The organism is Cytophaga hutchinsonii ATCC 33406 (assembly GCF_000014145.1).
In the GTDB taxonomy this organism is placed as follows: domain Bacteria; phylum Bacteroidota; class Bacteroidia; order Cytophagales; family Cytophagaceae; genus Cytophaga; species Cytophaga hutchinsonii.
The window spans coordinates 2,857,100-2,880,097 of the sequence record NC_008255.1; the positions used below are offsets into that span (position 1 = coordinate 2,857,100).

19 protein-coding genes are annotated in these 22,998 nt (G+C 40.1%); 16 read left to right on the plus strand and 3 right to left on the minus strand.

All coding sequences use genetic code 11. The features are described 5' to 3' along the window. Positions 1–461: 461 nt before the first annotated feature. Both CHU_RS12105 and CHU_RS12110 read left to right on the plus strand, forming a co-directional pair. Complete coding sequence (locus tag CHU_RS12105) at positions 462–1,880, plus strand: MBOAT family O-acyltransferase (protein ID WP_011585855.1); 1,419 nt, start codon at positions 462–464, stop codon at positions 1,878–1,880. Between the two features lie 4 nt (positions 1,881–1,884). Further along, positions 1,885–2,880, plus strand: a complete 996-nt coding sequence (locus CHU_RS12110; protein WP_238379274.1) for a hypothetical protein — start codon at positions 1,885–1,887, stop codon at positions 2,878–2,880. Between the two features lie 38 nt (positions 2,881–2,918). Here the strand turns inward: CHU_RS12110 and CHU_RS12115 are convergent, their stop codons facing one another. Then, positions 2,919–3,281 (minus strand): winged helix-turn-helix transcriptional regulator, encoded by a 363-nt coding sequence (locus CHU_RS12115; RefSeq protein WP_011585857.1) that lies wholly within the window; start codon positions 3,279–3,281, stop codon positions 2,919–2,921. Positions 3,282–3,370: 89 nt separating this feature from the next. On the opposite strand from CHU_RS12115, the gene CHU_RS12120 reads away from it, so the two are divergent. From CHU_RS12120 to CHU_RS12160, 9 genes are all read left to right on the plus strand, one after another. After that, positions 3,371–3,745, plus strand: a complete 375-nt coding sequence (locus CHU_RS12120; RefSeq protein ID WP_011585858.1) for a DoxX family protein — start codon at positions 3,371–3,373, stop codon at positions 3,743–3,745. A gap of 113 nt (positions 3,746–3,858) precedes the next feature. Further along, the gene (gene hrpB / locus CHU_RS12125; protein WP_011585859.1) at positions 3,859–6,015 is read left to right on the plus strand and encodes an ATP-dependent helicase HrpB; all 2,157 of its coding nucleotides are present in this window, start codon (positions 3,859–3,861) and stop codon (positions 6,013–6,015) included. A gap of 148 nt (positions 6,016–6,163) precedes the next feature. Beyond that, positions 6,164–7,321 (plus strand): hypothetical protein, encoded by a 1,158-nt coding sequence (locus CHU_RS12130; protein WP_041932372.1) that lies wholly within the window; start codon positions 6,164–6,166, stop codon positions 7,319–7,321. Between the two features lie 50 nt (positions 7,322–7,371). Then, a complete protein-coding gene (locus CHU_RS12135; protein ID WP_011585861.1) occupies positions 7,372–8,100 on the plus strand; it encodes a DsbA family oxidoreductase in 729 nt (242 codons plus the stop codon). 280 nt (positions 8,101–8,380) lie between these two features. Then, a complete protein-coding gene (locus tag CHU_RS12140; protein WP_011585862.1) occupies positions 8,381–14,467 on the plus strand; it encodes an alpha-2-macroglobulin family protein in 6,087 nt (2,028 codons plus the stop codon). 148 nt (positions 14,468–14,615) lie between these two features. Further along, on the plus strand, positions 14,616–15,146 hold the full coding sequence (locus tag CHU_RS12145; RefSeq protein ID WP_011585863.1) for a hypothetical protein: 531 nt from the start codon (positions 14,616–14,618) through the stop codon (positions 15,144–15,146). Between the two features lie 144 nt (positions 15,147–15,290). Next, complete coding sequence (locus CHU_RS12150) at positions 15,291–15,698, plus strand: RidA family protein (RefSeq protein ID WP_011585864.1); 408 nt, start codon at positions 15,291–15,293, stop codon at positions 15,696–15,698. A 195-nt stretch (positions 15,699–15,893) separates the two neighbouring features. Further along, complete coding sequence (locus CHU_RS12155; protein WP_011585865.1) at positions 15,894–16,340, plus strand: GNAT family N-acetyltransferase; 447 nt, start codon at positions 15,894–15,896, stop codon at positions 16,338–16,340. A 5-nt stretch (positions 16,341–16,345) separates the two neighbouring features. Continuing rightward, complete coding sequence (locus tag CHU_RS12160; protein WP_011585866.1) at positions 16,346–16,948, plus strand: hypothetical protein; 603 nt, start codon at positions 16,346–16,348, stop codon at positions 16,946–16,948. Between the two features lie 92 nt (positions 16,949–17,040). Here CHU_RS12160 and efp read toward each other — a convergent pair whose 3' ends face one another. After that, complete coding sequence (gene efp, locus CHU_RS12165) at positions 17,041–17,604, minus strand: elongation factor P (RefSeq protein WP_011585867.1); 564 nt, start codon at positions 17,602–17,604, stop codon at positions 17,041–17,043. Positions 17,605–17,803: 199 nt separating this feature from the next. On the opposite strand from efp, the gene CHU_RS12170 reads away from it, so the two are divergent. Next, positions 17,804–18,271: an SRPBCC family protein gene (locus CHU_RS12170; protein WP_011585868.1), complete on the plus strand. Its 468-nt coding sequence runs from the start codon at positions 17,804–17,806 to the stop codon at positions 18,269–18,271. Here CHU_RS12170 and CHU_RS12175 read toward each other — a convergent pair. Beyond that, on the minus strand, positions 18,268–18,705 hold the full coding sequence (locus tag CHU_RS12175; RefSeq protein ID WP_011585869.1) for a DUF6526 family protein: 438 nt from the start codon (positions 18,703–18,705) through the stop codon (positions 18,268–18,270). The genes CHU_RS12170 and CHU_RS12175 overlap by 4 nt on opposite strands. Positions 18,706–18,844: 139 nt before the next feature. Here CHU_RS12175 and CHU_RS12180 point away from each other — a divergent pair, with 139 nt between their 5' ends. Genes CHU_RS12180 through CHU_RS12195 form a run of 4 tightly spaced genes read left to right on the plus strand, consistent with a single transcriptional unit; the run spans position 18,845 to position 22,983 of the window. Next, positions 18,845–20,203: a glutamine synthetase family protein gene (locus CHU_RS12180; RefSeq protein ID WP_011585870.1), complete on the plus strand. Its 1,359-nt coding sequence runs from the start codon at positions 18,845–18,847 to the stop codon at positions 20,201–20,203. 24 nt (positions 20,204–20,227) lie between these two features. Continuing rightward, a complete protein-coding gene (locus CHU_RS12185) occupies positions 20,228–21,274 on the plus strand; it encodes a hypothetical protein (protein ID WP_011585871.1) in 1,047 nt (348 codons plus the stop codon). 57 nt (positions 21,275–21,331) lie between these two features. Continuing rightward, positions 21,332–22,183, plus strand: a complete 852-nt coding sequence (locus CHU_RS12190; protein WP_011585872.1) for a TIGR01459 family HAD-type hydrolase — start codon at positions 21,332–21,334, stop codon at positions 22,181–22,183. 32 nt (positions 22,184–22,215) lie between these two features. After that, positions 22,216–22,983: a porin family protein gene (locus tag CHU_RS12195; protein ID WP_011585873.1), complete on the plus strand. Its 768-nt coding sequence runs from the start codon at positions 22,216–22,218 to the stop codon at positions 22,981–22,983. Positions 22,984–22,998: the final 15 nt, after the last annotated feature.

Genomic DNA, 22,998 nt, shown 5'->3' on the forward strand with positions numbered 1-22,998 from the left:
GATATTAGAAACTAAAGTTGCTGCACGCACTCATTTATATTTCACCGTGGTCTGTTTCACCGTGTTCTGTGGCACACAGAACACCAGGGGTAAAATGAATTAAAAAAGAATTTATTCATGTGTTAGATATATTACTTATTAGGTTGAAGTGATAGTAATTATTAACTTGATGCAGCAGTGACTTTCACCGTGTTCTGTGGCACACAGAACACCAAGGGTAAAATGAGTTAAAAAAGAATTTATTCATGTGTTAGATATATTACTTATTAGGTTGAAGTGATAGTAATTATTAACTTGATGCAACAGTGAATGGTCTGTGTGCCACAGACCACGGTGAATGTATGTTAGACATTGCACTACATCAGGCGGAGTTTACGCCGGACGATATTTCTCGTCTTCCTATTTGTTCATAGCTTTCAACATGGTACCTTCGTCTAATAAATAACTCATCATTCTCTTCCATGCTCTTCAATTCAATACCATTTGCTCTTTTTTTAATACTGGTATTTTATGGCTATTGGTTTATCTTCAATAAAAATCTCCGTGTTCAGAATGCGTTTATTTTTGTAACCAGTTATGTATTCTATGGCTGGTGGGACTGGCAGTTTCTTTTTTTAATTTCAGGCAGTGCCCTTGCAGGATTCTTTGCAGGTATCTTACTGGAAAAAAATGAAGACCCATACAAACGAAAGCTACTCGTAAGCAGTGCAATCATAATGAACATACTTTTTTTGGCCGTATTCAAATATGCCAATTTCTTTACCGATTCGCTGGAAGCATTATTAAATCAGATGGGGTTTCAGGCAGATTTCATCACCTTAAAAATTATTCTGCCTATTGGTATTAGCTTCTATACCTTTCACAACATAAGTTATATCATTGATGTATACCGAAAAACCATTCCTGCAACAAAGAATCTCATTGTCTATGCATCTTTCATGAGCTACTTCCCGCAATTAGTTGCAGGTCCCATTCAGCGCGCAAAAACACTTATACCGCAATTTCAGAAAGAACGAAAATTTGACTATGCAACTGCCGTTGCCGGCATGCAGCAGATACTCTGGGGGCTTTTCAAAAAGGTAGTCGTTGCCGACACCTGTGCCCCGCATGTAAACACAGCCTTTGCACACTATGAAACCTTACCTGGAATACAACTTCTGCTTGCAGCCATATTATTTGCCTTTCAGATCTATGGTGATTTCAGCGGCTATACAGACATGGCTTTAGGCATCAGCAAACTATTCGGCATTGAATTAACAACCAATTTCAAAACACCTTATTTTGCACGCTCCATCCCCGACTTTTGGAAACGCTGGCACATTTCATTAACAACATGGTTTAAAGATTATGTATACATTCCGTTAGGCGGAAATAAAAATGGATTGGTCACGACCTTACGCAACACGTTCATTATTTTTTTAGTCTCCGGTTTCTGGCATGGCGCAAACTGGACCTTCATTTTCTGGGGACTGCTTAATGCCTTGTATTTTATACCATATTTATTTTTCAAATCTACTCCCAAGTCCGGGCACTATGCACTACCGGATTACATTCAGATGATTTTTGTTTTTGTTTGTATCTGCTTCTCGTGGATCTTCTTTCGCGCCAACAGCCTTACAGAAGCATTTGCGTATATCACACATGTATATTCAAATCCGTTTATAACTAAACCTTTTCTGGCCATATTACCACTAAGTGTAGCAGCACCCATTCTCTTTTTATTAGCTGTGGAATGGCACTATTTCAGGACGGATGGCTTCCGTGCAATTGCATTTAACTACCAATGGCTGGCATGGGCATTTTATGTATCAATGATAATTCTTATATTAATGAATATGTCATTTCATCAAACCAGTGATTTCATTTACTTTCAATTTTAGCCAGATGAAATTATTCAAACATAAACTATTTTTATTAGCGGGCATTACACTGGCAGCCAGCTACGTGGTTTATTTCGTATTGAATGCCTATCAATTGAGTTATTATAAGCAAAGTTTAAAAACCCGCTGGGCGCTTGAATTAAAGGATCAACATGTTGATTATATATTCTTAGGTTCTTCAAGAATGGCTAATATGATTTCCTCAACGGCATTTGACAGTTCTTTACATCAAACCTCTATCAATCTGGCAACACCAGGTTCTTCTTATGGTGAAAGTTATGTACTCTTTCAACAATACCTGGCAAATGGAAATACCGCAAAAACACTCGTACTTTCATTTGATTTATTTAAATCACGACACCTGGATTTAAGTGCCGAACCAATCACTCCGCTTGTGTTTAAACAATTTGATTTTTTCCCGTATCAGGAAATCCCTGAAATAAAATCCGTATACAACAGCTACACGGCACCGTGGCATATGTATCTGTGGAAATACCTGCCTTTCTCCCGGTTCGCAGAATTTAATACCTACTTCAAGGCAGACTCCATGCTGCAGTTTGTCATGGATGGGAAACCGCAGCATGCATCGTTTAATACACATACAGGAGAACAGCTTATCCATAATTTTACATTCAAAGGCGAACGTATCTCAGCGCCAGGCGTAGTGCGGTTAGGACCGAGAAGTGAAAAATACTTATTAAAAATTCTTAGCCTTGCTAAAAAAAACAACATTTCAATTATACTTGTAACTGCGCCTTATTATAAAATGGCCACGTTTGACCGCACCATACATAACACCTATGTATCTTTTTTAAAAAATACCTTCAATACGCGGTATATTGATTTTACAGCATCCGGCGCATGGAATTCATACACATATTTCTCAGATCCTATCCATACCAATGTGTACGGAAGCAAACTATATACAAAAATGCTGTGTGACAGTTTGAACGTGAATAAAATAACAAACACATCTTCTGAAAATGAAACTTATTTTTAATAAGTCTCACAAAGTCAACAGACGAAAAATTTTTGAGATCAGATGTTGTTTTTTAATGTAACCTCCCCCCATTTATCCATTAAATTCAGTAATTCCTCTAGCGAATAGCCAAGCTCTGTTAGCTCATATTCCACTTTAGGAGGCACCTGCGCATGAATTATTTTATTTATCAATCCATCCTGTTCCAATTCTTTTAATTTTGAAATAAGCATGCGTTCTGAAATGCCAACAAGCTTATTTCTTAGTTCAGAAAACCGCAGCTTTTTTTCATGCAACAGAAATGAAAGAATATTTATTTTCCACCGGCCTCCGATTACAGACAATGTAAATGCGATACCACAGTTGTCTTTCCAGTATACTTCATTAACACTATTTGTTGAATTTTCTTTCCGTTTTGCCATACATACTTTTTTGTTCGTTCCATACAATTCTGTATGCGCTGCTATTAATACAAGTAAATAAAGATATTTATAAAAAAATAAATCTAAAAATGGAAACAATTAAAACAACCGTTCATTGGTTAAGTTATACCTATTACCTGTATGTATTTGGATATGCTTCATTATTCAAAGTATTTCAGAAAACAACGATGATGCAGAGTATGCAATCATTCGGATTTAATAAAACATGGACAATCAGCATCGGTATTCTGGAACTTACAGGTGTGCTGCTAATCGTTGCAGGCATAGTTATACATCGGTTAAAAGCCATTGGCATTTTACTTTTGCTTCCCTTTGCAATCGGTGCTTTCACGGCACATATGGCACATCAGGAATATAATCATTTCTATAACTCTTTAATTGTTTGTGTACTGAGTATCATACTGCTTGCAACAGACAAAAACGTTAAAATAACCTTGTCCTAAAAACTAAAATGGTGGTAGCGCATACTTAGTTACCGCCATTTTAATTTATGTATTTTTCTTAGAATCAAAACCAGAAATTATTGTGTATTTTTACATAGTAAAATCCCATACCGTTGAAATATACCATTCCTACAACCACACTGCCTGTACAGGAAATTGTTCCGCAGGTTATCAATCACTTTCAAGACAATACCACCCTTATTGTAAAGGCTCCGCCGGGAGCCGGTAAAAGCACCTTGCTTCCACTGACTTTTTTAAATGAGTCGTGGCTGGAAGGTAAAAAAATCATCGTACTGGAACCCCGCAGACTTGCAGCAAAAACGATTGCTACGCGCATGAGCCAGTTGCTGGGCGAACAGGCAGGAGAAACCGTTGGCTACCGTATCCGCTTTGAAACAAAGATCAGCGATAAGACGCGTATCGAAGTTGTTACAGAAGGCATACTTACACGTATGCTGCAAACAGATAATACGTTAAAAGATGTTGCGTTGGTAATCTTTGATGAGTTCCACGAACGCAGCATCCATGCAGATGTTGCCCTGGCGCTATGTAGGGAAGCACAGCTGACCAAGCGGAATGACCTGCGCCTGCTGATTATGTCTGCAACAATGGATCTGCCGGAGTTATCTGCCAAACTGAAAGCGAAAATCATTGAAAGCGAAGGTCGCCAATACCCCGTCGAAATTCATTATACAGGTGTAACAGACATGCACCTGCTGCCCGAGCTAACCGCACGTGTGGTGAGCAAAGCCAGCAAAGATAATAAAGGAGATATTCTTGTTTTCCTGCCCGGCCAGGCAGAAATAAATGCCTGCAGAGATCTGCTTGACAATAAACTTAGCAATACCGTTGTTCATACCCTTTACGGACAACTTCCTTTTGCACAGCAGCAGGCAGCGCTCCTGCCCGATCAGACAGGCAAACGTAAAGTTGTACTCGCAACTTCCATTGCAGAAACAAGTTTAACAATCGAAGGTGTCACAACGGTTGTTGATTCGGGTTTTGGCAAGCGTTCTAAATTTGATCCGCAATCCGGATTATCCCGTCTTGAAACAGTGAATATTTCTGTCGATGCTGCTGATCAGCGTGCAGGCCGTGCGGGGCGGTTATCTGCTGGTACCTGTTACCGCATGTGGTCGAAGGCGCAGCATGAAACCTTACAGAAGCACCACCAGCCGGAAATAGAAATTACAGACCTCTCTTCCCTGGTACTTGAAATGGCCGTGTGGGGAATCTCCAATATTTATAACATGGTCTGGCTTACACCGCCGCCGCAATCACATGTAAAACAGGCCAAAGAAACGCTGCATTACATCGATGCACTCGATCGCAATAAAGTTACTGCGCATGGAAAAAAGATCCATCAGCTGCCTTGCAACCCACGTATCGCACACATGCTGCTGATGGCTGAAAAACTGGAGCAGGAAGCCTTAGCAACAGATATTGCGGCAATCATTGAAGAGAAAGATCCGCTTACAATCAAAGAAGCAGGCGTTGACATCAACGAACGGATCAAAGCGCTGCGCCGCTTCAGAAGAAATGACGGTAAAGGGCGTGCCTTTGGATTGATTGAACGTGTTGCCCGATCATACAGAGACCTCATGGAAATTGAAGTAGAAAATGAAGGCTTTGATTCTTTCATGACAGGTTTGTTATTGGCACATGCATATCCGGAACGTGTTGCATTTGCACGCCCCGGTAATCAATCACAGTTTCAGCTTGCAAATGGTACCTATGCGCAGTTCAGCCACAAGGATTCTTTGTCGCGCGAATCATGGGTATCTGTTTCACACATTGATGCACGCGAAGGAACCGGAAAAATTTTTATGGCTTCACCGTTGAATCCAAAAGATCTGAAGGGCATGGTTAAAACTGCTGTATCGGTACATTGGGATCTGATCAGCAATGATCTGATCGTACATACAGAATTACGTATCGGCAAGATTGTCTTAAAGTCTTTCCCCATGGATGATCCAACCGATGAAGAACGTTCAAGAGCCTTATGTGATGTGGTAAAAAAAGACGGCAGAGAATTATTACATTTTACACCTGAATTTGAACAGTGGCAAGCAGCTATGTTTAGAGCACAGCAACAGCACCCGCTGGCACAGTTTCCCGATGTAGATACAGAATCGCTCTTGCTTACCTGCGACGACTGGCTCACGCCTTTCGCAGACGAGATCGAAGAAAAAGATGATCTGAAAAAACTGGATCTGCTGCAGATCATTTCTGCACGGATTCCGAAAGAGCTGCTGAAGCTTGTTGATTAGGATTCGCCGGATTAAAAAATTATTGGATTTCACACAGGAGTTTATAACATTTTCGAAATTTAACATCTTGACACTGTTATAAACTCCTGCCTTTTGTATGTATAATATTTGTTCAGTATCTTAATCGTACTAATTACTATTGAGTTCTATGAATAAGTCAATTCAAAAATTATCACTTATTATTATATTTTTTTTCCTATTCCTTTCTTCTTTCTTTTCTACTGCACAGCACGCCACTACAATCTTATTGGAAGGTACGGTTGGCAAGGCTTCTATCGTAATGGAAATTACCATGAATGGATCAGAAATATCCGGTAATTATTATTACAAACGGTTCAAAAAAAATATTCCTCTGGAAGGTCGCTATACTGACGGAAAGGGGATTGAACTCACCTACGAACACTGGGACACAAAAGAAACATTTACCTTGCTTGATATTGGTTCATCTTCACTGTTTTATTCTGGCACCTGGCAGAATACAGCACAGGACGAAAACGGAACTGTTACATCAAAATCATTACCTGTTAAATTAAAACCCTTTGATGTTTCCAAAATACCTGCGCGCAATTCGTTTGTTAAGCGAAATAAACTTTCTGAATATGAGTACAGCATCCTGGCCCCTATTCTTCTTATACAGGATTCGATTCAGCAGGTAACTCCTGAATTTTCCATTACGTGGTTGCGAGATACCATTGCAGATTTTCGCTGTTTTCGCATAATTACAAAAACAGCTTCAAAGGCAATTGATTCTATTAATATTTTTCTTGAAGATCTTCAATTTTATGAAATTTCATCTTTCCTGAATTGCGAAGGAAGCGAATACACAAGCGATATTTCCAGCGTGTACATACGCGGACACGTATTAAGCTTTGCAATATCCAATAGCTATGAGTGCGGCGGTGCACACCCCGATTTTGGTACTATGGGCCGTACATTTAATCTGGAAACAGGTAAGCGAATTGAATTGACAGATCTTTTATATTTTGGGAAAACAGAAGCAGACTATAAAAAAGAGGATTCATATAAATTCAGCATTGAATTTACGAAACCACATGTTGCTGCATTACTCACAAAACTTTATCCGGAAGAAATGAAGAAGCCTGAAGATGGGGACGAAGTATGCGATTATAGTGACCCGGATGTATGGGGCGCATACTCCTGGTATCTAACAGAAGAAGGACTATATATCTATCCCTATTTTTACCGTGCAGCGCGCTGCTGCGATGGTGCAGAATTCTCTACCATCCCCTACAAGGTTCTGGTAAAATATAAAAATCCCAAAGTAGTGATTCCGATGAAATATTAGTGAACTCATTTCCCTTAGATTTTGTATTATCAGCAACAAAAAAGAATTTCATGGAAGCAACAAATAAAATGAAGGTAGAAGTATGGAGCGACATTATGTGTCCCTTCTGCTACATCGGAAAAAGAAATTACGAAGCTGGTTTAAAGCAATTTGCAGACAGCAATAACATAGAAATCATCTGGAAAAGTTTTCAGCTTGACCCGAACATTCCTCAGGATACAGCTGTAACAGAAAATGTATATCAATATCTTGCAGAGCGCAAAGGCATGAGCTATGAACAATCGGTACAGATGCACGACAGTGTAGTTGCAACCGCAAAAAAGGCCGGGCTGGATTACAATTTTGATAAAGCTGTTATTGCAAATTCATTCAACGCACACCGCATGATTCAGCTGGCAAAAACCAAAGACTTGGGTGATGCTGCAGAAGAACGTTTATTTTATGCTTATTTCACGGAAGGCAAAAACGTTGGCAACTCCTATGTATTGATTGAATTAGGTAAAGACATTGGGTTAACCGAAGCAGAAGTTCAAACAGCTCTAACGGATGATACGTATGCCTACAAAGTAAGACAGGATGTTGAGGAAGCACAGCACTTAGGCGTACGCGGTGTTCCATTCTTTGTATTCGACCGTAAGTATGCTGTTTCAGGTGCACAGCCTCCGCAGGCTTTTCTGGAAACGCTGGAAAAATCGTTTTCAGAATGGCGCAAAGAACATCCGGCTTCTCCATTTGAAGTATCCGAAGGACCATCGTGTTCTGTTGATGGCTGCGACTAATTACAATAGATCTATTTTTCATTCGATATCCGGCGTACAATTATTCTCCGGAATTCAGTACAAACTTTTAGCCCCGGGATGAATCCCGGGGCTGTTTTACAAACATACATTATTATCCTATCTTAAATAATGTAATTCAAGCTCATACATTATTCTGTTTCTTAACAGCAACTATTGGTGCATCTTTTGCTTTTCTGCTTCAGTATGTGGAACTTAACCCTGTATTCGTTCTATACGTTAACTGTGTGGGCGAAATCTGTATACGTAACCCTGAGATCTTATGAGATTTTTAACTTTAACCATTTTATCATTCTTTACACTTACTCTTGCAATGGCACAAACAGATGGTATGAAACAACGTTGGGACAAAATTGACGCTTATTTAAATGAATCCTTACCTAAGTCTGCGTTAACAGACCTCACGAAACTTTACAGCGAAGCAAAAGAAAAAAAAGATGCAGATACGCAGATCAAAGCATTGATGTATATCATGCGCTGCACGGATATGTCTGAAGAAGATGCTTTTGAAAAAGACATTGCTTTTATACGCAAAGAAATTAAGACTTCTGCCTTCCCGGTTAACGCTGTTCTTGAATCCATGCTGGGAGAAATGTACTGGCAATATTTTCAGCGCAGCAGATACCGTTCTGATATCAGTGCTTCTACCAATGCAGATGATACGGATATTCAGACATGGGATCTGAAAACAATTCTGGAAGCGGCTATCAACTCCTATCATGCATCGCTCAAAGATAAAGAGCTGTTGCTGAACTATCCGACAGAAACATTAAAAGAAGTTATCTATAAAAGCAGTAATCATGTTTATACAGCCAATCTGTACGACTTTCTGGGTAAAAGAGCACTGACATTTTTCCAGTCGTCAGAATCAAGTGTAAGCCGCCCTGCGGAACAATTCAATCTGAATGATGCACGGTATTTTTCACTGCCTGCTGTATTCACCACATTAACCATACAAAGCGAAGACACGCTGAGCCTGCATTTATATGCCATGCGATTGATGCAGGACCTGGAAAAGATCCATCTGAATGATAGCAACCCAACTGTACTTGTTGATCTGGCTATAAGCCGTTTAAAGTTTACGTCAGCACATTCAGGCCTTCCAAATGCTATTGAGCTTAAACTTGCTGCACTTGAAAATCTGGAAGCATCTTCCTTACCCTATCCGATCTCAACGGAGGTAAGTTATGAGATCGCGGTGATCTGGCATGAACGTGCTGCGGATATGAGCGGCTTGAAAAACAGTCCGAAGTATCCGGATGCAAATATTAAAAGCATACAGACGTGTGATGCAGCCATTAAACGTTTTCCGGGCTCTGAGGGTGCCAACCACTGTGAATCTGTAAAAGAAACAATCCTTAAACCATCGCTTGAATTAAAACTGGAAGAAGTTAATATTCCGCAGGCACCTTTCCGCACGCTGGTTGCTTATAACAATATCAAAACCCTTTCACTTCGTGTGATCCGGTTAACCGCGGAAGAATCGGAAAAATTAAGAAATGATCTCGACTACCGGTACGATGAACGTTTCGAATCATTCAAGCCTTATCTTGACCGCACACCTGTAAAAAAATGGTCGGTTGGTCTGCCGCAGGATCCGCAGCTGCGCGGGCATCACACAGAAGTTGTTATTGACCCGCTTGCAGAAGGTTTTTATCTGATCATTGCTTCAGATGTTGAAAAGATTGAAAAACAGAAAGCGCTTTTTGCATATACGTTTACAACCGTTTCAAACATTTCATATGTAGCACGTACTACGGAAGGCAAGGTGCAGCTGTATGTATTGAACAGGCATACAGGCAAACCCATTAAAGATGCACAGGTAAGCGCTTATACAAACGAATATAATTATGAAACACACCGGAACCGGAAAAAAGTAATAGGTATCTTTCCTACCGATGAAACTGGTTACACAGAAGTAAAGGCTGCAAAAGATAGCTATTCGTCTTATGTAAATTTTGATATTAAAACAAAAACAGATCGCTTGATCAGTGATAACAGAAATTCCTCGGGGTATTATATCTACAATGAAAAACATCCGACCGGTAATTCTTTTTATCATACGTCTATGCTGGTGTTTACAGATCGTGCCATCTACAGACCCGGACAAACAATCTATTTCAAAGGCATTGTATTTAATACGGATGTAAAAAATACATATAACGTTAGTAAAAATACTCCCGTACGCATTTATTTCTATGATACGAATAATAAAGAAACGGCATTTGCAGATCTTGTCACGAATGAATTTGGATCTGTGCAGGGAACTTTTACCGCACCAGTCGGATCGCTTACCGGAAGCATGCATATTGGCAATGACATGGGGAATGCCTATTTCAATGTAGAAGAATATAAGCGCCCGAAGTTTGAAGTAAAGATACAGCCGCTTACGGGGCAATATAAACTGAATCAGGAAGTAGAAGTTAACGCTTTGGCAAAAGCCTATGCCGGGAATGCTATAGATGGTGCAGAAGTTAATTATCGTGTAGTACGTCAGGTACAGATCCCTTATTGGTACGCGCGTTACTGGGGTTACCGCAACCCGCAGGAAACGGTTATTATGACCGGAAAATCTGTTACAGATGCAGCTGGTGCATTCTCCATTAAATTCGCTGCCCTGCCTGATGCCTCCGTTTCTCCGGAAAGCAAATCAACATTCCTGTATACCGTATATGCGGATGTGATTGACATCAATGGTGAAACACACAGCGACCAGCTCTCTGTTTCAATCGGTTATTCTTCTCTGGTATTAAACATTCAGGCTCTTGCCGTTGTTGAAAAAGGAAAGCCATCCGCATGCACTTTTTCTGCTGCCAATCAATCCGGAGAACCTGAAGCCGCAACCATACAGGTAAAAGTTTTCAAGCTGGCAGCGCCTGCTAAAGCATTACGTGAACGTTTATGGGAAGCACCGGACAAGCCCCTGTTAAGCGAGGAGGCGTTCCGGAAATTATTCCCGGAAGATGTATATGCAAATGAAACGGATCAGGAAAATTTTCCTCAGAAATTAATCTTCGAAACAACCCTGCAGGCAACCAAAGAAAAAGGCGCGGTATGGAATGTACCTGAAAACTGGGAAACCGGACAGTATCTTGTAAAAGCAACAGCACTGGATAAAGATAAAACCGAAAGTGAAACACAAACGACATTCACTAAAACAGATCCGTCAGGCAGCAAACTTCCATATGCCATGCAAAAATGGACAAACGTTTTACCTGCCAGTACACAACCGCTGCAGAAAGCCATGTTTGAGATCGGCTCATCTTTCTCTGACGTACATGTGATCTGCGAAGTGGAACGTGACGGAGTAATTATCCGCAAAGAATTTATTACACTGAAAAATGATATTAAAAAATTTGAACAGCTTATTACTGAAGCAGACCGTGGCGGCTTAGCTGTGCATTATGTATTCGTGCATAATAACCGTTTGTACGGCGGCACAGAAAACATATCCATACCGTTTAGCAATAAAGACGTAACGATAAAATGGGAAACCTTCCGAAGCAAGCTGCAGCCGGGGCAGGCAGAGCAGTGGCGTGTAATCATCAATAAAAAGGATGGAGAAAAACAGGCTGCAGAATTTTTAGCTACGATGTATGATGCTTCGCTGGATGCCTTTGCATCCCATTCCTGGTTTGTAAACCTATACCGTGCCAATTACGGCAAACTCAGCTGGATGAATAATCCCGCTACTTTCGGTTCCGAAGCGTTTACCGTATGGGATTATTATGGACATGGAGGTTATGGTTCGTATAAGTATTATGACCAATTCAACTGGTTTGGTTATTCCTTTGGCTATCACTATGGCGGCCGTACACGCAATGGAGAGCTGCGTAAAAAATCAGCACCTGGCGGCGGCGGGGAACTTCACGAAGAGGCGGAAATGGATATGGCAGCCCCAATGATGTCGGCTGTTGCAAAAGAAGAATCCAGAAATGAACGTGTAAATTTTCTTCCGCCTGTTGTAAAAGCAGATTCAGAAGTGCTTGCTGTGAAAGAACCTGAAGCGGTTGAACAGCCTGCGATCCGGAAAGATTTCCGTGAAACGGCTTTCTTTTTCCCGGATCTGAAAACAGATGCTGAAGGCAATGTAGTGTTAAACTTCACCATGCCGGAAGCACTCACACGCTGGAAAATGTTGGGGTTTGCGCATACCAAAGATATGAGCTACGGCTTCACGCAACAGGAAGTGGTGACGCAGAAAGAGCTGATGGTAGTGCCGAATGCACCACGTTTTTTACGTGAAGGAGATCAGCTTGTTTTATCTGCAAAAGTAACAAACCTGAGCGGTGCACCAATGAAAGGTACAGTAACACTACAGCTGTTTGATGCGGCAACCATGCAGCCGATTGATAAAGAATTAGGAAACACAGCACCATTGAAAGTATTTGGCGATGCCAACACACCAAGCGAAGTTAAAACATGGTCGATCCAGGTACCGGGGGGCTTTCAGGCGATTACTTACCGCGTAGTTGCCGCGGCAGGAAACTATAGCGATGGCGAAGAAAACGTAATACCGGTATTTTCAAATCGCATGCTGGTAACAGAAAGCATTCCAATGGTGATTACCAAAGGCCAGACCAAAACATATAATCTGGATAAACTTGCCACCACTACATCTAAAACACTTGTTAATCATCGTCTGACCTTAGAGCTGACGCCAAATCCGGTATGGTACGCCGTGCAGGCCTTGCCGTATCTGGCGGAGTATCCGTATGAATGTGCGGAACAAACGTTCAGCCACTATTATGCAAATTCGCTTGCAGGCTTTGTTGCCAACAGCAGTCCGGCCTTGAAACGCATGTTTGACTTATGGAAAAAAATGGAACCGGATGCTTTGCTTTCAAATCTTGAAAAAAATCAGGAATTGAAAATGCTCTTGCTGGAACAGACACCTTGGTTACGCGACGCAGAAAATGAGACGGAACAGAAAAGACGTATCGGTTTATTGTTTGACCTGACGCGCATGAACAGCGAACTTGACCGTGCTATCGGCAAGCTTGAAAAAATGCAGCTGGGTAACGGAGCGTGGCCATGGTTCACCGGGATGCGCGAAGACCGTTATATCACACAGCATATTCTTATTGGTTTAGGCCATCTGAAACATTTAGGCGCACAGGGCCGACATGATGAACAGATCGCAGACATGACCCGGAAAGCACTGGATTACAGCGATGCAAAGCTGCTGATGGATTATAAAGAATTAGTAAGACGTGTACAGGTTGATAAACTTAAAATAGAAGAAGTGCGTCCGTCGTCTCTTGAAGTACATTATCTGTACGGAAGAAGTTTCTTTTCTGTAAAAGCAGAAGGAGAACTTGCAACAGCCATTCAGTTTTACAAAGACCAGTCGCGCAAATACTGGACAGAATACGCCTTATACGAGCAGGCTTTGATCGGACTTACTGCCTACCGCGATGGCACTACAACGTTCTCTGATGCGCTGCATAAATCCTTTACAGAACGTGCAATCAGTACAGAAGATAAAGGCATGTACTGGAAAACCAATCCGGGCTATTATTGGTATGAAGCGCCGATCGAACGCCAGGCAATACTGATCGAATTCTTTGAAGAAGCGGCTAAAGACCGTATTTCTGTAGATAAAATGCGTTTCTGGCTGCTCACACAAAAACAAACGACACACTGGAAAACAACCAAAGCTACTACAGAAGCTTGTTATGCCTTATTGCTGAACGGAACTTCCTGGTTAAGCGCAGATGAAAGCCTTACGGTACAGGTTGCCAATACCAACGTAGTTTTCCCGAAAAGTGAACTGAATCCTACGCTGACAAAAGTGTGGAACACAACAGAGATTAAACCACAGATGGCTAAGGTAACATTAAGCAAACAAGGTGAAGGTGTGGCATGGGGCGCCTTACACTGGCAATATTACGAAGACCTCGATAAGATCACCACACATAAAAATGATCAGATTCAATTAACAAAAGAACTGATGCTTGAAGTACAGACTGCCGGCGGTAAGGTATTGACCCCTATAACGGCTGCAACAACTCTGAAAGCCGGTGATCTGGTAAAAGTGAAACTGGTGATCCGCTCAGACCGTGATCTGGAGTATGTACATGTACAGGACATGCGTGCAGCAGGTTTCGAGCCCTTAAATGTATTATCCGGAGCAAAATGGAACGGAAACTTTGGCTATTATGAAAGCACCCGTGATGCTTCTACCGATTTCTTTATCGGGTTCCTGCCAAGAGGTACTTATGTGTTTGAATACAGCCTGCGTGTGAATAATGCAGGTAACTTCTCGAACGGCATTACCAATATCCAGTGCATGTATGCCCCTGAATTTAATGCGCATTCACAGGGTATCCGAGTAGAAATCAAATAGATATCTATGCAATAAAAAAACACGGGGAAAATCGGGAAATCCTCTTTTTAAGTATGTATCTTAGTATAGCTATTATTACATGAACATGCTACAATTTCCCAAATCATACGATGCTACATCTGTGTTAGATGTAGCATCTTCGTATTAAATGAATAAAAAGAAAAACATTCTACTCAGGGGCAGATTTACTCCTTTTGATATTTACCTGCTTCAGACATGTTTTATTCTGATTGTGATATTAATTTTACTCTATCAGATTTTATCTTCCGATGCTTCACTCCTGGATATAGGAAACATTGAAAGCATTCTCTGCCTTTTTACATTTACGGCCCTGTTTGCATTTATGTATTGGGTACTATCAGAAAGATACTTTTATTACGAATTCAGCCAGGATAGACTTACCGTACGGAATGTTTTAAAGAAACATCAACACAATTTCTTTTATACGGACATCATAAAAATTATATTCATAGGAAAAATCGAATATCCCTTTATATATAAAAATACGATTCATATTATATTCAGGGAAAACAACATTAAAAAATCTTGCGACTACCAATCTATACAGCTGGAAACAAAAGACTGGATTGATTTTTTTAAAATAGCCCGGTCACTCAATATCGTATGGGAAGATTCGGATCAGCAAAACCTTACGTATATAGAAAATCATTTAGAATAACGGAACAGGTACGTTTAGAAATAAAACCGGCTGCAAAATACACACGCAACTGTTGGATCATCGATTATTCACGGCTCTTTTATGTTTCATTTTTTTCATTATTTTTATATAGGAGTTTCTTTAAAAACCTAATCAGCTACTATTATGGAAAATCAGCTAAAACATCTGAATCCGGAAGGACTATTCAAAAGCCCGGCATTTTCTCAGGTTGTAACTACAGAGGGAAGCGGCAAAACGATTTATATCGGCGGCCAAAATGCAGTTAACAGTAAAGCCGAACTGGTAGGTAAAGGCGATCTTTCGTTGCAAACCGAGCAGGTAATGAAGAATATTGAAATAGCGCTGCAGGCTGCCGGCGCTACTTTCAGCGATTTAGTAAAACTGAATATTAATCTTGTACATGGGCAGGATGCCATGCAAGGGTTTGCAGCGGCACAAAAATTTTTAAGTAATGCATCCAAGCCACCCGCAGTAACGGTATTATTTGTAGCAGCCCTGGGGCAACCTGATTATCTGCTGGAAATAGAAGCTATTGCATTTGTCGGAAAGTAACACGGTATACAAATCAATTATTTTATGCGCGTTCCTTCCGGTTATTTTATATACTATAATTAAGCGAAAAAAGCGCTGAGGTTGCGGTAAAGACCACGAAGATATCTTTCACTATTTTAGATAGAACCATACAGATCCGATCAAACATCTGTATATTCAGCAAAAAAATATTCGGTAAGATCTTCCTTATAATTTATGATCATCAGAAAAATTCAGGCAGCAGATATTCAACACCTATCGGTATTATTTGATGCTTACAGAATATTTTATAAAAAAGAAAGTGATGTGCCTGCGGCTGAAAAATTTCTGACCGAACGTTTTCAGAATAAGGAATCAGAAATCTTTGTAGCAGAAACGGATCAGAAAAAATTGGTTGGTTTCGTGCACTTGTACCCGCTCTTCTCCTCTACCCGAATGAAGTGCCTGTGGCTGCTCAATGACCTGTTTGTTGATTTCAATTACAGAGGCAAAGGAATCTCTGTGCGCTTGATTGATGCAGCAAAAAAATTATGCATGGAAACCAATGCCTGCGGTTTCATGCTTGAAACTGAAAAATCAAATACGATTGGAAATAATTTATATCAGCGCACAGGTCTTTCACTGGATGCGGAACATAATTATTATTCGTGGGATAACGTGTAACACCTATGAAATACTTTTTTCTATTACTTTTATTGAGTGCAGGCTGCTACCAGCAAACAGCTGTCCATACCACCATTACGGAAACAGACACAACAACATCTGTCAGTTCAACCAATAATAACCATGTAGTAGAACCAGAGCAATGGGATACGATCGCATGCGGTGATCTCAATACGGACGGTATTGCAGATACTGCTTTTTTATATACACCTCCAACGGTTAAACAAGTTGATGTAAACGGAACACTGGAATCTTATTTCGGCTGCGATACGGTGTGTTTTAACCGGATCACATTTTCATGTAATCTCCCTGAAATCATTTTCAACACATCGGTTTGGGGCCAAATAGAAAATATCGGAGATTTAAACAGCGACGGCATTCATGAACTGATCTTTTGTCCATTGTGGTTTCATAGCTGCCGGGGACAATTATATGTGTATAGTTTAAAAAATAACAAATGGGAAATTGTTGCTCAGGTTGCTGCAAACCGTTGTGAAGATACGCCGCTGAAAGATCATATTATTAAAATTAAAAAGAATTATTTTTTAGCAGGTGAAAAATTTGAAGATGGCGATATTGTAAAATACAACATGGCTATTAATCTTTAATACTAAAAAATATTCTTGTAAAATTTCCTTATAAATAAAAAGAGGAGTAAAACCAGCAGCTTCACTCCTCTTTCATATATTTTTTAAATAACTTATTTCACACGCTCCACGTATTCACCTGTTTCTGTATTGATACGAAGCTTATCCCCTGTTTCTACAAACAACGGAACCTGAACATTGATGCCGCCTTCAACCTCTGCTGCTTTCAATGACTTAGATGTTGAATCACCTTTGATGCCGTTCTCTGTGTAGGTAACAACCAATTCAACATGCTTTGGAAGTACACCATCCAATGGCTGCTCATCATCATCAAAACGGATTGAAAGAATCATTTCTTCTTTCACAAATTTAATTGCATCACCAAAAGCTACTTTAGGAACGGATATCTGTTCAAATGTTTCCTGATTCATACAAACCAGTGAATCACCTTCTTCATATAAATACTGCATTTCAACAATCGTCACCCGAACAATATCCACCTTTTCGCCGGATCTGAAACGGACTTCACTTTGTTTACCCGTTTTAACGTTGCGGCATTTAGTAGAATAAATTGCATTGCCTTTTCCGGGTGTAATATGATCGTAACTTAATACCGTTAGCAGTTCACCATCCTGCTTGAAAAAACACCCTTTTGAGATATCTGAAGTAGTTGCCATTGTTTTAATTTAAAGTCTAAGGTTAAAGGTATTGACAGAATCCGAGATTGGCAAATTAATTCTCGCCGAAAGAACACAACAATCTATATACTAAATACTTATAAAAAATAAGAACGTGCAGTACACGGAAATAACGCTGCGCTTTTGAAGCTTCCGGCATATTCGTTTTATTTGTATCTCGGCACCCAAAAAGATGTAAATGACGCGAATAAAACTTGAAACAACGATCCATGCTTCTCTTGAAATTTGCTTTGACGTTTCAAGAGATATTGATGTACATGTAGAATCTACAAAACATACCGGCGAAACGGCTATTGCCGGCACTACAAGCGGACTGATCGGGTTGGGTGAATCTGTTACCTGGCGTGCAAAACATTTAGGCATCTGGCAAACACTCAGTACGAAGATCACGTCCTTTACCTATCCTACGTATTTTGTAGACGAAATGACGGACGGAGCTTTTGCTTCTATGAAACACGAACATATTTTTGAACGGGAACAAACGTATACCCGCATGACCGATATATTTGTATTTGAATCTCCGCTTGGTTTCCTTGGCAAGCTTTTCAATACACTTTATTTAACCCGTTACATGCACAATTTACTGCAGCACCGCAATGACGTTATCAAACAGGAAGCAGAACGCCGGGCCGCCTCACACGCTTAAGCCCGCATATAATCAGGCTTCCAATACTTAATAGATTTTTTTATGTGATCGGGAGACAGTTTTTCGCTGATCGTACGTTCCGTTAACGCCACAAATTCTTCATCAGATGCAAAACGTAACGCTGCCAATTGGCCGAATGATAGGGGTTCAATCAATGTATCCAGACGTTTACCTGTGCTTGCAAAATAGCGGTAATATACTTCAAGCCGTACAATGCGGTTCTGATTATTCAGTGCATAATGCTGACGCATCATAAACGACAAAGCTGCCAGTAATAAAAACAAGCCTGTAAATGCCAGCCAGATGAGCACCTGTCCTTGCTGAGCAAACATCAAATAGATGCACACCGCCGTACAGGTTAATACTACAGGGTAAAACACGAAATGATGTGGTGTATAATAGCGGATATGATTTGAATAATTCTGAGTTTCCATAGCACGGTTTTACAGTTAGTGGTTTATTATAATTTGAAGTAGATATTACTCAATTTTCATATAAAATATGCTAAATTGTGCATAAATGAAAGATTTTTATCTGCCATTTCAGTACAGTATCCTTTTAATTTAAGCTCGTATGACTGAAAAAGAAATCGTTGATTATATTAAGAACAATGACATTCAAAAGATAAAATTTGCCTTTGCAGATATAGATGGTGTCTTACGCGGCAAACTCATTCATACCGATAAATTTTTAGATGGTTTAAAAGAAGGCCTGGGATTTTGTGATGTTGTCTTCGGCTGGGATAGTGCAGATGCTGGCTACGATAATGTATCCGCTACAGGCTGGCACACGGGTTACCCCGATAAACTTGCGCAGATAGATCTTTCTACATTCCGTTTAATTCCCTGGGAAAACAATACACCGTTCTTCTTAGCTGATTATAAAAACAACGACCAGACAGCTTTGCCTATCTGCCCGCGTACTTTATTAAAAAGGATCGCTCAGGAATGCTCTGCTATGGGCTACCATGCAGCGTTTGCACAGGAGTTTGAATGGTTTAATTTCAGAGAAACGCAACAGTCGCTCGTTGAAAAAAACTTTCACGACCTCACTCCTCTAACCAACGGCATGTTCGGCTATTCAATCCTTCGCCCTTCATTAGAAGATGCCTATTACAATGACCTGTTTGATCTGTTAGGTGCATTTGATATTCCGCTGGAAGGGCTGCATACAGAAACAGGTCCGGGTGTGTATGAGTGTGCTTACTTCCACGATGAAGTAGTACGCGCTGCTGATAAAGCAACCTTACTAAAAACCGCTGTAAAAGAAATCGCCAATAAACATGGTATCATTGCTACGTTTATGGCTAAGATCAGTGACAAGCTTCCGGGCTGCAGCGGTCATATCCACCAGAGCTTATGGAATACCGGTAAAACAGAAAATTTATTTTATGATCCGAATCAGGAACATAACATGAGTGACCTGTTTAAACACTATGTAGCCGGACAATTATATTGCCTGCCGCATATTGTTCCCATGCTTGCACCTACCGTGAACAGTTACAAACGCCTGGTCGAAGGTGCCTGGGCGCCCACAACCCTCACCTGGGGTTTTGATAACCGCACAACTGCCTTGCGTGTATTAAATCATTCGAAAAAAACTGCCCGTCTCGAACAACGTGTTTCCGGATCAGATACCAATCCGTATTTAGCTATAGCGGCTTCGCTTGCATCGGGTTTATACGGTATTAAGCATAAACTTTCATTAGACGTTCCCCCTACTACAGGTAATGGCTATGCCAACAAAAGCAACGGCTCTATTGCATCCAACTTAATGGATGCAACCCAATTAATGAAAAATTCGTCTATAGCAAAAGAATTATTCGGAGAGGCGTTTGTTCAGCATTTTACTGCTACACGTGAATGGGAATGGAGACAATTTTCCAAACACGTAAGTGATTGGGAAATGAAGCGCTACATGGAAATTATTTAAAATCATTAACACATATACACCCCAATGGAATTAAACAATTTGTCAGACATTATTACGAAGGCCTGGCAAGGATTTGATAGCAGCAAAGAAATAAAAAAAGTTGAAGATATCAGTGCAAAGGTATCTACCAATCACGTATACAGAGTTACCTTTGTAGATGACGATATCGTCATTGCAAAAATTTCTTTTTTTGGTCAATACGAAAACTTCAAAGAGGATCACCGCATCATTCATGCGTTATCTAATAATTTATTATATCCGTTTGAAAATGTATTAGGTAAATCGTTGTTAAAAAACAATCAGGTATATACCTTCCGTTATCAGGAAAACAAGATGGATGCCTGGGTTGTTTTTTATAACCCGATCCGCACGCAGCACAGGCTTCCCAAACGCTTAAGCGAATCCGACATCCGTAAGCTTGGCGAACAGATGGGAAAATTTCATAAGGCCTGTGCCAAATTAAGAAACGTTATTCCAAAATCTTCCAAGACACTCCGCACCGATATCTATAAACTGCTGGAATCGCTGGATGCTAATCCAACCTTATTCGGAACACGCGCGAAGGGAGATTATCTGAAACATCATTGTGAACAGTTTTTAAAAAACAGAAATAAGTTAAAAGTACGGGAATTCGATATTATGCCAGTATTCATTGACTGGAATATTGGTAATTTCTCTGTAACAGATAAGCTGGACCTATTCTCCCGCTGGGACTACGATTGGTTCAGAATGAGCTACCGCATGCTTGACTTCTATTTCTTCAGCCGTGTGGTTTCAGACATAGGCGACCGTACCGTATTCAGTTATGTAATCGGGCCGTTAATGGAAGACCGTTTCATTATTTTCTTACAGGAATACCATAAAGTAAATCCATTAACCAAAAATGAAATTTTATTCCTGAAAGAAGGGTATCGTTTCTTCATCTTAAATTATGTAATGAAAGACGGAAACTATTTCTTTAATGAAAAGTATGCAAGCAAATTACAGGCTGAAGCGTTTGAAATATACTTGCCTTCTATAGACAGAGACTTTGACGCAACCAGAATTCTGGAAGCGTTACACTTAAATTAATACCATTTTACATTCCGTACAACGCTGCCATCAGCAGTACTGTACAACCGAAACCGTATGCAGATCGAATCATTCAAATCCCTCTTACCTAAATACAAATGCATTTTCTTTGACGCATTTGGTGTGTTAAAAACCTACAATGGTTTATTGCCCGGCATTGAAAATACATTTGATTATTTAAAAGCGCAGGGACAGGATTATTATATTGTTACCAACGATGCTTCCAGAAGTCCGGAACAATTAGCTGACTCGTATCACAAGCTTGGCTTGTTTTCGATAACGGCAGATAAAATTATTTCGTCGGGAATGATCACCAAGGAATACATTGATCTTAAAGTAGACGGTGGTATTGTTGCATACCTGGGTACAGCAAACTCTGCAAACTACCTGGTAAGTGATGGCATAAAAATGCTTCCGGTAAGTGCTATTGACGATAGTAATATCGGTGAAGTAAATGCGCTGGTTTTATTGGATGATGAAGGCTTTAACTGGTTTCATGACCTCAATAAAACGGTAAACTTACTGCGTAAGCGTACCATTCCTGCAATTGTTGCCAATACAGATAATACCTATCCATTAACCAAAACGGATGTGGCTATTGCTATTGGCGGTGTTGCTACCATGATCGAAAGTATTTTGGGCAGGCGTTTTATCCGTTTCGGTAAACCCGACTCGCAAATGTTCATGTTTGCCTATGATATGCTGCGGCAAAAAATGGAGATCAGCAAACGCGAAATTCTGATGGTTGGCGATACACTGCATACCGATATATTAGGCGGAAATAAATTCGGACTCGATACAGCGCTTGTGCTGACGGGTAATACACGGATTGATGATGCCGAAACTAAAATTAAATCGACGGGTATTGTACCAACACACATTTGTGAGTCTGCCGTAATTGAATTGTAAAAAATCACTTCAACCCCAAATACACATACCTTATGAAAAAACTTTTTATTACCGCATGTCTGCTGGCTGCGTCTCAGAATATTTTCGCGCAATTGAGTGCGGGCATGGTCGCAGTTGGCCTTACGTCTGCCATAACAGCAAATAAAACATCCAACGAATATAATTTCAACAGCGGAAATCCGAATAAATATTATTCTGAATATGTTGTTAAACAATCAACATTTAATGTATCGCCAAGTGTGAGTTATTTTCTTTCCAATCGTTTCGCGGTAGGTGCGCAGGTTGGCTATGTTGGTTATGCAAATACAACAGAAACAACTGATAAGTATAATGCTCTTCCGCTTACTGATTATTCCTACACAAAAACGACCTCTGCCGGAATCAGTGTCATGCCGTATGTAACATATTATATTCCGTTGAACGATAGCAACAAAGTATATTTTTTTGTAAAGGGTTCATATAATTTCCAAAACAGTACAGGAAAAACATCTGGATATACAGAAACAACTTCATATGATGGTTCCGGAAATGTAACAAATGTAGTGCGCAGCGATGAATACGGTCCGAATAAAACAAATACTATCGGTATGCAATTAGGTATCAGCCCGGGTTTATTATTTATGCCAGGCAAAAAAATCGGTATTGAATTTTCATTGGGAAATTTACTTGGCATCAACTCAACAATCAGTAAAACAGATGATGATAATGGAAACACCAGTAAAGCAACAACAACCAATCTGGAATACTTTAACTTCAATACGTTAAGCGTAGGAACAGGTATTTATTATTTCTTCAGATAATATTTCTAGATTAAT

Excerpts from the sequence above, each read along its gene's own strand:
- CHU_RS12135 (WP_011585861.1), top strand. The coding sequence starts at position 7,372 with ATGGAAGCAACAAATAAAATGAAGGTAGAAGTATGGAGCGACATTATG.
- CHU_RS12185 (WP_011585871.1), top strand. The coding sequence starts at position 20,228 with ATGGAATTAAACAATTTGTCAGACATTATTACGAAGGCCTGGCAAGGA.
- CHU_RS12190 (WP_011585872.1), top strand. The coding sequence starts at position 21,332 with ATGCAGATCGAATCATTCAAATCCCTCTTACCTAAATACAAATGCATT.
- CHU_RS12195 (WP_011585873.1), top strand. The coding sequence starts at position 22,216 with ATGAAAAAACTTTTTATTACCGCATGTCTGCTGGCTGCGTCTCAGAAT.
- CHU_RS12170 (WP_011585868.1), top strand. The coding sequence starts at position 17,804 with ATGACGCGAATAAAACTTGAAACAACGATCCATGCTTCTCTTGAAATT.
- CHU_RS12115 (WP_011585857.1), bottom strand. The coding sequence starts at position 3,281 with ATGGCAAAACGGAAAGAAAATTCAACAAATAGTGTTAATGAAGTATAC.
- CHU_RS12155 (WP_011585865.1), top strand. The coding sequence starts at position 15,894 with ATGATCATCAGAAAAATTCAGGCAGCAGATATTCAACACCTATCGGTA.
- CHU_RS12175 (WP_011585869.1), bottom strand. The coding sequence starts at position 18,705 with ATGGAAACTCAGAATTATTCAAATCATATCCGCTATTATACACCACAT.
- CHU_RS12110 (WP_238379274.1), top strand. The coding sequence starts at position 1,885 with ATGAAATTATTCAAACATAAACTATTTTTATTAGCGGGCATTACACTG.
- CHU_RS12150 (WP_011585864.1), top strand. The coding sequence starts at position 15,291 with ATGGAAAATCAGCTAAAACATCTGAATCCGGAAGGACTATTCAAAAGC.
- CHU_RS12160 (WP_011585866.1), top strand. The coding sequence starts at position 16,346 with ATGAAATACTTTTTTCTATTACTTTTATTGAGTGCAGGCTGCTACCAG.
- efp (WP_011585867.1), bottom strand. The coding sequence starts at position 17,604 with ATGGCAACTACTTCAGATATCTCAAAAGGGTGTTTTTTCAAGCAGGAT.
- CHU_RS12140 (WP_011585862.1), top strand. The coding sequence starts at position 8,381 with ATGAGATTTTTAACTTTAACCATTTTATCATTCTTTACACTTACTCTT.
- CHU_RS12180 (WP_011585870.1), top strand. The coding sequence starts at position 18,845 with ATGACTGAAAAAGAAATCGTTGATTATATTAAGAACAATGACATTCAA.
- CHU_RS12130 (WP_041932372.1), top strand. The coding sequence starts at position 6,164 with ATGAATAAGTCAATTCAAAAATTATCACTTATTATTATATTTTTTTTC.
- CHU_RS12145 (WP_011585863.1), top strand. The coding sequence starts at position 14,616 with ATGAATAAAAAGAAAAACATTCTACTCAGGGGCAGATTTACTCCTTTT.
- CHU_RS12105 (WP_011585855.1), top strand. The coding sequence starts at position 462 with ATGCTCTTCAATTCAATACCATTTGCTCTTTTTTTAATACTGGTATTT.
- CHU_RS12120 (WP_011585858.1), top strand. The coding sequence starts at position 3,371 with ATGGAAACAATTAAAACAACCGTTCATTGGTTAAGTTATACCTATTAC.